A 12328-nucleotide genomic window follows, 5' to 3' on the forward strand; every position below is an offset into this window, starting at 1 on the left:
GCCGATGGTACTGCACTCGACAGGGTGTGGGAGAGTAGGACACCGCCGAACACAACTTGAGAAAGCCCCCCAACATTGTTGGGGGGCTTTTTCGTCGTTTCACCCCCCAATGCCGGTAAGTCGGCACCAAGCTCACCAGTCGCAGTCCGCGCAGGCATTGAACCTGCCACGGAACGTGCCACGCGTGGTTAGGCTCGGAGGAGGTTCCCGGCGCGAGAGCGCGGGCCCTCACCTATGCATGCGTGATGACTATGGAGGCTTCGATGACCGATATTCTCGACCGCACCAAAATTTATGTCGACGGATCCTGGATCGAATCGGCAGGTAGCGGCCGTATCGATGTGCTGAATCCCGCGACTGAGGAAGTAATCGCTCAGGTCGCAGAAGGAACCGCAGACGACGTCGACGTCGCAGCTGTTGCGGCACGCAAGGCTTTTCCCGAGTGGTCGGCATTGACCGGTGCCGCGCGCGCCGAGTATCTGTCCAAAGCTGCGTCGCTGATCGCCGAACGTATCGACGAACTTGCTGCGCTGGTGTCTCAGGACATGGGTATGCCGCTGGGTTTTGCGAAGCCCGTGCAGATCGGTATGCCGCTCGCGAATCTGAACGCGTTCGCGGAACTTGCACGAACCTACGATTTCGACGCTCATGAGGTTGGCAACTCGTTGATCGTCCGTGAGCCGGCCGGCGTTGTCGGCGCGATCACGCCCTGGAACTTTCCCTTGCATCAGGTGGTCCTGAAGGTGGGCGGCGCTTTGGCGGCCGGTTGCACCGTTGTTCTCAAGCCAACGGAGGTTGCACCTCTGATCACGTACGCGCTTGCTGACATTTTTGATGAAATCGGTTTGCCCGCAGGTGTATTCAACCTCGTGAGCGGATATGGGCCGGTTGTCGGTGAGGCAATTGCGGGCCACCCGGAGGTGGACATGGTTTCCTTCACCGGGTCGACGCGTGCGGGTAAACGTGTTGCCATCGTGGCAGCAGACACCATCAAGAGGGTCTCACTCGAATTGGGTGGGAAGTCCGCGAACGTGATTCTGGACGACGCGGACCTCGAAAAGGCCGTCACGGATGGCGTCGCAAAGTGCTTCCTGAATTCAGGGCAGACATGTTCAGCGCTGACGCGCATGTTGGTTCCGGCAGAGAAGGTAGACGAGGCGGCTGCAATTGCGGCCGCGGTCGCTGCGCATTTCCCCGTTGGAGATCCGGCGCAACCTACCTCGGTGCTGGGGCCGTTGGTGAACGCGAATCAGCTCGGACGCGTTCGCGGATACATCGAGAAGGGTGTGGCCGAGGGCGCCACAGCTGTTGTCGACGGGCGTGAAACAGGTTTGGCCAGTGGATATTTTGTCGGACCGACGGTGTTCTCCAACGTCACCGAGGATATGACGATTGCTCGCGAGGAGATTTTCGGGCCAGTCCTGTCGATCATGGGGTACAAGGACGAAGCCGACGCGGTTCGGATCGCCAATGGCACCGAATACGGGCTGGCAGGCGGTGTCTGGTCGGGTGATCCCGATCGAGCGGATCGCGTCGCACGACAGTTGCGGGCGGGCCAGGTCGAGGTGAACGGCGGCGCATTCAACACGAATGCCCCGTTCGGTGGTTACAAGCAGTCAGGCATCGGACGTGAAGCGGGTACGTTCGGGCTTGAAGAGTTCCTCGAGATCAAGGCAATTCAGCGTTAGTTAAGTTGAAAATGGCGATGCACCCGTACCTCTCCGTGCGGGTGCATCGCCATTTCTGTGTCAGGATCAGGATTTGGCGGCTTCCAAGTGTTGAGCCGAGGCGTTTGCCAGGTGGGTGAGGTCGGAGGCAACGGTCGCGAAGGTGTAGCCCTCGCCGAGACGCTGCGCCGCTACCTGGCCGGCTGGCGTATGGATACCGGCGGCAACGCCTGCCGCGGCAGCTGCTTCGCGAACCCGAGTGAGCGCGGCTTCGAATTCCTCGGACACGTCCGGATCGTTGGAGTGCTTGCCGCCGACAGCAATTCGTAGATCGGACGGGCCGACATAGACGCCGTCCAATCCGGGTACTGCACAGATCTCCTCCACGTTGGCGAGGCCCTGCGGTGTCTCGATCATTGCGAAGACGACGGTGTCGCGGTTCGCGTCGGCGGGAATAGGGCCGACCCGGAGTTGCGAGCGCATCGGCCCGTAGGAGCGAACGCCGAATGGCGGGTACTTGGCGGCAGCGACTGCAGCCGCGGCTTCTTCGGCGTTGTTGATCAGTGGAACTATGACGCCCACTGCGCCGGCGTCGAGTGCTCGCCCGATGGGAGTTGGATTGTTGGCTTCGACTCGCACCATGCCGACGGTGGCGGGTGACGAGTCGATGGCGGTGAGCCCGGCGACCATTCCGGAGTAACCGATCAGACCATGCTGCATGTCGAGCGCGATGTAGTCCCAGCCGACGTGTGCAATCCATTCGGTTGAGATGGGGCTGTCGATGACGGACCAGTATCCGAGGATGCGTTCGCGTCCGCGGATACGTGCGGCGAATTCCTGTGCAGACATTGCGGGGATCCTTCTTGGTAAGGGCGGGTGATGTCAGCGGTTGTAGTTGGGCATGGGGCCGCGCAATGTGGCTCCGACCTGGTCGCATTCTTCGACGATCGCATTGCCGAGGGCGCCTCGGCGAAGTGCCGCGATGTTGGATTCCAGATGCGTGACCTTTGATCCTCCCAGGAGGATCGGCCCGGTTGCAGGCTTGCTGACGAGCCAGCGAAGAGCAAGCTCGGTCATAGTGATTCCGGCTTGTTCGGCGATAGTCGACAGCTGCGCGATGGCGTCGAAGATCTGTGTGTTCCAGTACCGCTCCTTGTACATCGACGCGAGGCGGGAGTCGCCGAATCGGCCGTCGGCGGGGTTTTCCTCGAAAGTATGACGCCCGGTCAGTAGCCCACCGCCGAGTGGGTTGTAGACCATGGTGGTCAGTCCGGTTACGTCCGCGAATTCTGCGTATTCTTCTTCGATTCGACGCGCGAGCAAGTTGTAGAGCTGTTGTGCGACGATCGGTCGCGGAGCGCCGACTGTGTCAGCGGTGTAGTTGATTTCGCTGATTTGCCAGGCTGCGAAGTTGGATACACCGAGAGCGCGAATCTTTCCTTCGGCAACCAGTTCGGCGACGGTAGTGAGGGTTTCGGTCAGCGAAACGGTTCGATCGGGTTGATGGAGATAGAACAGGTCGACGTAGTCGGTGTCGAGCCTGCGCAGGCTTCCTTCGATGCTTGCGCGGAGCCCCTTTGCCGAGAGTGGGCTGTTGTCAGCGGCATCGGGGTGCGGCATTCCGGCTTTGGTGGCCAGAGTGATGGAATCGCGTCGTCCATGTAGGAGTTTCGCCAGAATGCGCTCGGACTCACCGCCCGCGTATCCGTTGGCTGTGTCGATGTGCGAGATACCGGCGTCAAGTGCTGCGTCGAGCATCGAGCCGGCTCCCGCTGCGTCGACGGTGTCCCCGAATGTCATGGTGCCGAGCACCAGCTTCGGAAGCTCGAGTGGTGCGGTCATCTGGTAACTCCTTGTGATGCGGTCTGCTTGGCTAGCAAGTTTCTGGACAGGGCCGCCACCACGTGACGTGGTTTGATCCCGACCATGGTGGTGGGATCGAGGGCAGCGCCTCGTAGTGCGCGGGTGTACGGCTCGCGCGGGCTGGCGAGAACTGCTTCTGTGGAACCGCTTTCGACGATGGTGCCCTTCGACATCACGACGACAGTCTCGCTGATTTCTCGGACAACGCCCAAGTTGTGTGAGATGAAGACGTACGTCAGGCCGGTATCGGCTTGGATTTCACGCAGAAGTTCGAGAACCTGTGCTTGCACCGAAACGTCGAGAGCGCTGGTTGCTTCGTCGCAGACCAGTATTTCGGGCCCGCTGGCAAGCGCACGGGCAATGCCGATACGTTGACGTTGACCACCGGAGAACTCCGCCGGACGCCTATGCAAAGCCGAGCTGGGTAGTCCCACGCGGTCGACGAGTTCGGCTGCCGCTCTGGCGCGTTCCGCCTTGCTGCGGACTCCCTTGAGTCGCAGTGGTTCTCCGATGATGTCCTCGGCGGTGAGGTGAGGGTCCAGAGATCCGTACGGATCCTGAAAGACCATCTGGACGCGAGAGCGGAAGGGACGCAGCGATTTCTCCGACATCTGCGCGATGTCGGTGCCGTCGACGAGAATGCGTCCGCTGGTCGGTGTGAGGAGTCGGACGATCGATCGAGCGATCGTGGACTTGCCGCAGCCGGATTCGCCGACGATGGCGAGGGTCTTACCCTTCTCCACCGCGAAGCTCACCGTATCGACGGCTCGGAAAACTCCGTCGGGAACGGGATACTCGACAACGAGGTCTTCGACGGCAAGCAACGGAGTGTTGTGCGTGCTCATGCCGAGGCTCCGATCTGTGGTGAACGCGTACCGGTGGCGGGGTCGCCGTCCCACGGTCCCAGGTGGGGTATGGCGTCGAGAAGCTTCTGTGTGTAGGCGCTTTGCGGTGTGTCGACGAGGACGTCGGCACTGCCGGTCTCGACAAAGCGTCCGTCCTTCATCACGTAGATGCGGTCGGATACGAGTCGGGCAACTCCGAGGTCGTGGGTGATGACCAGCATTCCGATTCCGGTGCGCTCCTGCAACTCGAGCAGTAGATCCAGAATTCCGGCCTGAACAGTGACGTCCAATGCACTGGTGGGCTCGTCGGCAACAATCAGCTCGGGGCCGGCGGCAAGTGCGCCGGCGATCAGGACGCGCTGCAACATTCCCCCCGACAGTTGGTGCGGATACTTGTCGAGTTGCTGATCCGGATACGGGATGCGTACCTGTTCGAGAAGTTCCACAGCGCGCTCGATTTGTTGTTTCTTCGTGGTCACGCCGCTGTGGCGCACCGCTTCTCGAAGCTGGCTGCCGATGGTATGGACGGGGCTCAGAGCCGTCATCGGGTCTTGGGGAATGAGGGCGATGTGTCGTCCACGAATGTCGTTCAGGATCTTCGTGTTTCCGAGGATGTCCTGGCCTTTGAATGCGACTTTCCCGGAAAGGACGGCAAGATCGTCCGGAAGCAGCCCGAGTATTCCCATGGCTGTCGTCGACTTACCCGAGCCGGATTCGCCGATGATGGTGACGGTTTCACCGGCGTCGATGCAGAATGACACCCCGTCGACGGCTCGGATGACGCCATTTGCGGTCACGAGTTCGATCTGGAGATCGTCGACCCGAAGAAGATTTCCCATGTCTCACGCCTTCGCTTTCTGAACGCCGCCACGCCTGAACAGGCTTGCGCCCAGTCGTTTCGATCCTGCCGGACGATCACGCAGGCCGTCGCCGAGCAGGTTTACCCCGACCACCAGCAGCACGATCATCAGGCCCGTCAGCGTCACGATCCACCATGAAGTGGTGATGTAGTCCTGTCCGTCGGCGATGATTCGGCCCCACGTTGCGAACGGACGTTGCGGTCCCGCGCCGAGGTAGCTCAACGAGCTTTCCAGCAGGACGGCCTGTGCGAGTAGCAGCAGGACGACGAGCGATGCTTGCTTGACGATGTTCGGAATTACGTGGCGCACGAGGATGGCCATGCGGGTCAGCCCTAGAACTCTGGCTGCTGCGACATAGGGCTTTTCGCGTTCGACGAGCACCAAGGACCGGGTCAGTCGGGCGACTTCGGGCCACTGCGCGATCGCGATGACAAACGTGATGACGGGGATAGACGGGCCGAACAGCGCGACAACGAGAAGAAGCATCATCAACAGCGGCAGGGACAGCTGTGCTTCGAGGAGGCGAGAGATGACAGTGTCGACCCACCGGCCGAAGTAGCCTGCGGCAGAACCTGCCACGACGCCGATGATGCCGGACACGACGACGGCAAGGATGCCGATCGTCAGAGACACCTGACCCCCGTGCAGGATGCGCGAGAGTAGGTCGCGTCCGAGTTGGTCGGTGCCGAACAGGTGGCCGTCACTGAGCGGAGGTAACCGCCGCTGGCTCAGGTTGGTTTGATTCGGATCTGCCAGCGGCAGAAGGCCGGCGAGCGCGACGGGAAGGATCACGACGAGCGCGCAGATCGAGCCGGCCCAGATCTTGACGCGGCTGTCTCGCTTACGGCGCGTGGCTCCGGCGCGAGCGAAATCAGCCTCGGTGACTGCGCTGGGTCGCGGTGCTGTGGGAGGTTCCAAGACTGTGGTCATCAGTTGGCGCCCTTTCCGAGGCGTACCCGTGGGTCCAGGAGGGGATAGAGGAGGTCCACTGCGAGTTGTACGAGTACCGCCAAGACAGCGGTGACGAGTACGGTCGCCTGGATCAAGGGGTAGTCGCGAGTCTCGAGCGCACGCACTACCAGCGAGCCGACACCGGGCCACGCGAATACGACCTCGACGACTACGACGCCGTTGAGCATGCCGGCAAATCTGGTGCCCAGCGCGGTGACGATGGGAATTGCCGAATTACGCATCGCATATCGCCACGTGAGTTCGCGTTCCGATACACCGCGTGAACGAGCGACCGTGATGTACGGGGAGGCGAAGGCCGAGACCATTTCGCGTCGAACCATCCGGGAGATCAGCGCGATCTGGAGGATCGCGATAGTGACGGTAGGCAGGATCAGCGACGGCCACGTGGTGAATCCGGCGGCAGGGAGTACCGGGATCAAGACCGCGAAGATCGTGACCAGCATGAGGCCGCTCCAGAACTCCGGCATGGACTGTCCGCCGACTGCAACGACGTTCGCACCGAGTTCGCGTCGTGTGTCCGCATGACGGGCCATCCACACGCCCAACGGAATCGAGAGCACGGCGGTCAGCAGAATGGAACTGACGGCCAGGGTGATGGTGTACGGAAGTCTGCCGAGGACGACATCCATGGCCGGCGCCTGGAACGAGTACGACGTGCCGAGATTCAGGTGGACGAGATCCCACAGGTAGATCAGGTACTGGGAGAACACCGACTTGTCCAAGCCCATGTCAGCCCGGATCTTCGCGAGATCTTCCGTACTGGCCAGCGGGCCGGCCAAAGCGTAGGCGGGATCTCCCGGAGCCATCCGGATCAGGACGAACACTGTTGTAAGCGTGAGGAAGATCGTCAATGCGCTCTGTGCCAAGCGTTTGAGCACGTATTTGAGTGTCGGGTTCATCGCGACACGTCGACGCGGGGAGGTCCCGAGCGTAGTGTGCGGTTTCGGAGCGGTGAGAGTCATCGCCTCAGGCCTCCAATCGGACGACGCCGAGATCGTAGGAGTTGATCGGGGTCAGTGAAACATTCTGAACGCGTGTGCGTTTCGCGAGCAGCGCGTTGGGGACAAAACTCCACAGGCAGGGCCATGTGTTCCAGATGTCCTGCTGCGCGGCGTCGAGAAGCGCGGCACGCCTGGCTGGATCCGGTTCGCTCGATGCGGCTTGGATCTTCGCGGTGATCTCGGGAAAGACGTATCCGTGATAGGTGTCGCGAGTTGCTTCCTTCTCGGCGGTACCCGCATACATGCCCTGCAGTGTGGTCAGTGCAAGTCCGGTCTGGTTGCCGTAGCCGTTGCCAAGGACATCCCAGTCTCCGGTCTTGCCCTGGCGCCAGGACGAGATGTCACCGCCAGGCTCGAACTGTTGCAGTTTGACGCGCACGCCCACCGCTTTCATCATTTCGAGCACCGATTCCATCACCGATACGTCGTTGGTGAACTCTCCGGTTTCCCAGATGAAGGTGAGCTCCAGATCGTCGGCACCCTCGGCTTCGAGCATTTGCCGGGCTTTCCGTGGATCGTATTGGTAAGTGCCGGTTTTCACGGCTCCATCCAAGGTCGAAGGTGCTGGACCGGTAGCCGGGACCGCAGATCCGATCAGCACGTCTCGAGCGAGCGACTCGCCATCGATGGCGTAAGTCAGTGCCTCGCGGACACGCGGATTGGAGAGTGGATGGTCGGCGGGCTTGCGGAAGTTGAAGAACAGCTGGTTGATTCGAGTGCTCGGCACGGTGTCAACCTGAACGCCGGGGAGGTCCGCCAGTTGTTCGGCGGAGTCGGGGCTGATCGAGTCGATGACGTCGACCTCGCCGCTCCGCAACGCAACCACTCTGCCGGCTTCTTCGGGGATGAAGCGAACCTGAACTCGACGAACACCGGGGGCTGGGCCCCAGTAGTTGTCGTTCGCGACCAGCGTGTAATCACCGGTGCCACGGTTCGATTCGCTGACGACGAACGGGCCGGAACCGACTCCGCTCTGCAGTTCATTCGGTTCGTTGGCGGCTGCAGGCGTGATCAAGATATTCGACATGAGTGAGTCCAGCACCGGCACCGGGGATTTTGTTCGGAGAATGAACGTGCGGTCGTCGATCGGCACCACGGTGGGCCACTCCGGGAATTGAGGGGCGACAAACGATCCGCTGACCTGCTGGTACATCTCCATGGCTGTCGTGACGTCGTCGATGACGACGGGGGTGCCGTCGGAGTAGCGGATTCCTTCGCGGAGGCGAACTGTCCACTCGGTGGGGCCGGTCGACTCGAACTGATCGGCAAGAACCAGTTGCGGGGTGAGGTTGTCGCCGATTCGGGTGAGTCCCTGCCGGACACCTCGCTGGGCCGTGACTGCGGCGTCGAATTGGTTGAGTTTGTTGTCGAGGCTGACGAGTGAACGGTTGAGTCCGAGTACGAGCGTGTCTTGGGTCGGCTTGCCGGTGGGGCCGGCGCATGCAGCTGTCGAACCCAGAAGCGTTGCGCCACCGATCAGCCCCGTGAACTGCAAGAAGGAGCGCCGGGAGAGCTGTGGTGTTCGCAAACGAGAATTGGTCATCGGTGACCTTTCGATCCTGACGGGCAGCGTGGGGGCGACGCTCCGAGTGGATTGTTTGCGCACAATCGTGTCGGACTCTCGCTTGTAACTCAGCTCACAATGGCACTGTTGCGCACTTCGCGCAAGTCCCGTAACTTCATTTGCGTACTTCGCGCATCAATTGCGAGACTGTGCATACTCGATTCAGACCGAAAGGGGGTCGAGGTAATTGATGAAACCGCTGGTAGTAATCGCTGATGACCTGTCCGGGGCCGCGGAATCGGCCGCCGGATTTCTGTCCCGCGGTGGCGCTGTATCGCTGCGGCTCCGCCCCGGCGTGCAGGACGGAAGCGATGCGACCGTCTTTGATCTGCACTCGCGGCGTTCCGATCCCGCGCAGGCTGCTCGCGACGTCGGCGCTGTTCTCCATTCGGCTTCGGGCTCCACCGTCGTGAAGAAGATCGACTCTCTGCTCCGGGGCAACATAGCTGCCGAGGTTGCAGAACTAACACGCGACGGCTCGCCGGTCATTGTTGCTGCTGGGCTCCCTGCGTTGGGACGCACGGTTCGAGACGGCGTCCCACTGATCGACGGTGTTCCGTTGCATACAACCTCGTTGTGGCGCGCGGAGGCGATGCAACCTCCACGTTCGATCGCCGAAGTGCTCGGCGATTCAGTGTCCACCACTGACGTATCGCTGGTCGTCGTACGGTCCGGAAAGCTGTCGACAGTTCTCGAGGCGATCGCAGATTCCGGATCGGTAGCCGTCTGCGACGTAGAAACGGATGCCGATCTCGACGTGATTGTGGCTGCAGCGCAAGATGTTCCGCGGTCCCGGCTTGTGGGAACTGCTGCGCTGACTGCGGCTGTCGCTCGAAGCCGTGCAGCGCAATCGCCGGGTGCTCCTGTGCAACTTCGTGCTTCGCGAAGCAGTTTGACGGTGGTGGGAACGGCGGACGTCTCCGCGGCTGAGCAGGTGGCCTTGCTTCGGGATTCGGGCGTACGGCACGTGCTCGTGAACAGTGCCGACCTCTTATCGAATTCAGCTGAGCCGTCTACGATTCTGGAAGCACTCGACAGCGGAAATGTAGTCGTTTCGGTTGGCGGACCAGTCGTACCGACAGAGGCCGCCCGCTTGGTGTCTGCTCTGGCTGAATTGATCGCGGTGGTAGATGCGAGTCGCGTAGGTCGCGAATACCCACTTGATCTAGTCCTCACCGGCGGTGAGACCGCGCGCAGCGTTCTCGATCGGCTGGGCGTCGAGCATCTGTCGCCGGTGTGCGAAATCGAATACGGTGCAGTGCTTTCCAGTGACCTGACGGGTCGCTACGTAGTCACTCGGCCGGGCAGTTTCGGCGATGTACGCAGTCTTCTTTCCATCACGGAGTTTCTCTCACGCCCCGCATCGGTCGTCGCTCCGCACAGTCCACGTTCGGTAAATCCTTCAGACAACGAGGTCAACGCAATGCCAATCGAATCCGCACCACTGCCGCTGATCGCTGTCACGATGGGGGACGGCGCCGGCGTCGGGCCCGAAGTGATTGTTCCTGCATTACTCGACGACGAAACAAGAAAGCGTTGCCGCCCGGTTGTTGTCGGCGACGCGAAACGCCTACGTCTGGCTGCCGAAGTACTCGGCCTCGATGTCGACGTGGTGGCAATCGACGAGATCAAGGATGCCGAATTCACGGCCGGACGAATCAACGTCATCGACCTTGATCTGCTGCCGGAGGATCTAGCGTGGGGTGAATTGTCTGCCGTCGCAGGTGATGCCGCGTACCAGTACATCCGTGTGGCAAGTGAACTCGCTGTTCGCGGCGAAGTTCAGTCGATCTGCACGGCGCCCCTGAACAAGGAGGCACTCCACGCGGCAGGTCATATCTTTCCGGGGCATACGGAACTGCTCGCGCATCTGACTGGCACCGAGGAAGTGTCGATGATGCTGTCGACGCCCAAGCTGAAGGTCATCCACGTGACTACACACATCGGACTCCTCGACGCAGTCGCTCGGATCGAACCCGGACTGGTCGAGCGGACTATTCGTCGAGGTCACGAAGCTTTGGTGCGCACGGGTAATCCGGCACCGAAGATCGGAGTGTGTGGCATCAATCCGCACGCGGGAGAGAACGGACTCTTCGGCTACGGGGAGGAAGAACAGAAGATCATTCCGGCTGTCGAACTACTTCAAGCAGAGGGCATGGACGTGCACGGTCCGTTGCCTGCTGACACTGCGTTCTTCTTGGCCGGCCGCGGCGACTACGACTTGATCGTCGCGATGTACCACGATCAGGGGCATGGTCCGGTCAAGGTTCTCGGAATCGAAGCGGGTGTCAACATCACCGTCGGTTTGCCTGTCATTCGTACATCGGTAGACCATGGAACCGCCTTCGATATCGCAGGTAAGGGCATAGCCGAGGCCGGTAGTATGGTCGAGGCGCTGCGTCAGGCAGCCGAATTGGCAACCAGCACATTCGTTTCCAAGTAGGCACGGAGTTCGAAGGGGGAGCGATGGCCATCCGAGAGTCGGAGGCGAGGCGGTCGGAGATCGCGAGGCTCGCGCGCACCAGCGGTCTGGCCAGTGTCGAGGATTTGTCTGCTCAATTCGGGGTGACCGCGTCCACGATCCGTCGCGACCTGAGTCAGTTGACTGCGCAGGGAGTTATTGCCCGGACGTACGGCGGCGCGATTGCTCTCAACCCTCATCCGGAATCGTCCTTGCGTCAACGCGCGATGGAGGGGTTCGACGCAAAGCGTGGAATTGCCGAGTGGGCTGCAGCGCAGGTCCGGCCTGGAGAGACCGTGCTCCTGGATGCCGGTACGACAGTGGGCGCGATGGGCGAGTTCTTACGTCACGTGACGAATTTGACGGTTATTGCTGCCGGCTTAACGGCGCTCGAAGCACTGGCTGATGCTGACGGTGTCCGAGTCGAATGCCTCGGCGGGACATTGCGGCAGCTCAGCCAGGGATTTGTCGGGCCACTCGCTGAGGCGTCACTGCAGAGAGTCTCGTTCGACAAGGCCTTTCTCGGCGCCGACGCTGTGACTGCTGACCTGGGGATCTGCGAAGCGGAACTCGACCAGACGCGGCTGAAGGAAATGATGATCGAGCGCGCCGGCGAGGTCTACATACTTGCGCACTCCGCCAAGCTCGGGGAACGTCCATTCCATGCATGGGCTCCGATTCCCCCGGGGGCGGTGCTGGTTACCGATTCCGCAGTAGACGCCCAGCAGGTTGCGTTGTTCGAGGGCGCCGGCATACGTGTCGAGATTGCGTAAGTCAGACCGTCAATTTTCGGTGTCCGGCGTCACATTTGCGTAATTCCGCCGAATTGCTAGGGATGTGATGGGCTCTAGCTGCGGAAATAGTAAAAGGATTTGCCCTGACCTGGCGATTTGTTAAAGGCTTCGACAGTCGCGTAACTTATTCCAAGTCAGAGCGACACGGACACCGACTCCCGCTTCACAGCGAGTGACACGAGGTTGTACGAAGTGCCTGGCCAAAATTCGAAGTAGTTTCCATCATGTATGGTTGTGCTTCACCTCCAGTTCTTCTTCAAGATGTTCCGGTTTGCGCCGGTGACTTCGATGGGATAGGCTG

Annotated in this window: 10 protein-coding genes; 3 read left to right on the forward strand and 7 right to left on the reverse strand. The window is 61.0% G+C overall.

The window, feature by feature from the left end:
• Positions 1 to 263: 263 nt before the first annotated feature.
• Positions 264 to 1688 carry an aldehyde dehydrogenase family protein gene (locus tag ACFRFQ_RS30345; protein WP_378665285.1) on the forward strand — a complete coding sequence of 475 codons (1425 nt, stop codon included), beginning with the start codon at positions 264 to 266 and terminating at the stop codon, positions 1686 to 1688.
• Between the two features lie 66 nt (positions 1689 to 1754).
• Here ACFRFQ_RS30345 and ACFRFQ_RS30350 read toward each other — a convergent pair whose 3' ends face one another.
• Genes ACFRFQ_RS30350 through ACFRFQ_RS30380 form a run of 7 tightly spaced genes read right to left on the reverse strand, consistent with a single transcriptional unit; the run spans position 1755 to position 8751 of the window.
• Entirely contained in the window at positions 1755 to 2516 is a 762-nt protein-coding gene (locus ACFRFQ_RS30350; RefSeq protein ID WP_378665286.1) for an HpcH/HpaI aldolase/citrate lyase family protein, read from the reverse strand.
• 33 nt (positions 2517 to 2549) lie between these two features.
• Positions 2550 to 3509: an aldo/keto reductase gene (locus ACFRFQ_RS30355; RefSeq protein WP_378665287.1), complete on the reverse strand. Its 960-nt coding sequence runs from the start codon at positions 3507 to 3509 to the stop codon at positions 2550 to 2552.
• Positions 3506 to 4375 (reverse strand): ATP-binding cassette domain-containing protein, encoded by an 870-nt coding sequence (locus ACFRFQ_RS30360; protein ID WP_378665288.1) that lies wholly within the window; start codon positions 4373 to 4375, stop codon positions 3506 to 3508. Before ACFRFQ_RS30360 ends, ACFRFQ_RS30355 begins: the two co-directional genes overlap by 4 nt.
• Entirely contained in the window at positions 4372 to 5214 is an 843-nt protein-coding gene (locus ACFRFQ_RS30365) for an ABC transporter ATP-binding protein (protein WP_378665289.1), read from the reverse strand. The genes ACFRFQ_RS30360 and ACFRFQ_RS30365 overlap by 4 nt, the downstream gene beginning before the upstream one ends.
• Before the next feature lie 3 nt (positions 5215 to 5217).
• On the reverse strand, positions 5218 to 6165 hold the full coding sequence (locus ACFRFQ_RS30370) for an ABC transporter permease (RefSeq protein WP_378665290.1): 948 nt from the start codon (positions 6163 to 6165) through the stop codon (positions 5218 to 5220).
• Complete coding sequence (locus tag ACFRFQ_RS30375) at positions 6165 to 7169, reverse strand: ABC transporter permease (protein WP_378665291.1); 1005 nt, start codon at positions 7167 to 7169, stop codon at positions 6165 to 6167. Before ACFRFQ_RS30375 ends, ACFRFQ_RS30370 begins: the two co-directional genes overlap by 1 nt.
• Positions 7170 to 7173: 4 nt before the next feature.
• Entirely contained in the window at positions 7174 to 8751 is a 1578-nt protein-coding gene (locus tag ACFRFQ_RS30380; RefSeq protein WP_378665292.1) for an ABC transporter substrate-binding protein, read from the reverse strand.
• Between the two features lie 211 nt (positions 8752 to 8962).
• Between ACFRFQ_RS30380 and pdxA the strand changes: the two genes are divergently transcribed.
• Both pdxA and ACFRFQ_RS30390 read left to right on the forward strand, forming a co-directional pair.
• Positions 8963 to 11215, forward strand: coding sequence for a 4-hydroxythreonine-4-phosphate dehydrogenase PdxA (pdxA, locus tag ACFRFQ_RS30385; protein ID WP_378665293.1), 2253 nt, complete (start codon positions 8963 to 8965; stop codon positions 11213 to 11215).
• Between the two features lie 23 nt (positions 11216 to 11238).
• On the forward strand, positions 11239 to 12006 hold the full coding sequence (locus ACFRFQ_RS30390) for a DeoR/GlpR family DNA-binding transcription regulator (RefSeq protein ID WP_378665294.1): 768 nt from the start codon (positions 11239 to 11241) through the stop codon (positions 12004 to 12006).
• Positions 12007 to 12328 lie beyond the last annotated feature (322 nt).

Source organism: Rhodococcus sp. NPDC056743, from assembly GCF_042790355.1.
Taxonomy (GTDB): Bacteria; Actinomycetota; Actinomycetes; order Mycobacteriales; family Mycobacteriaceae; genus Rhodococcus_F.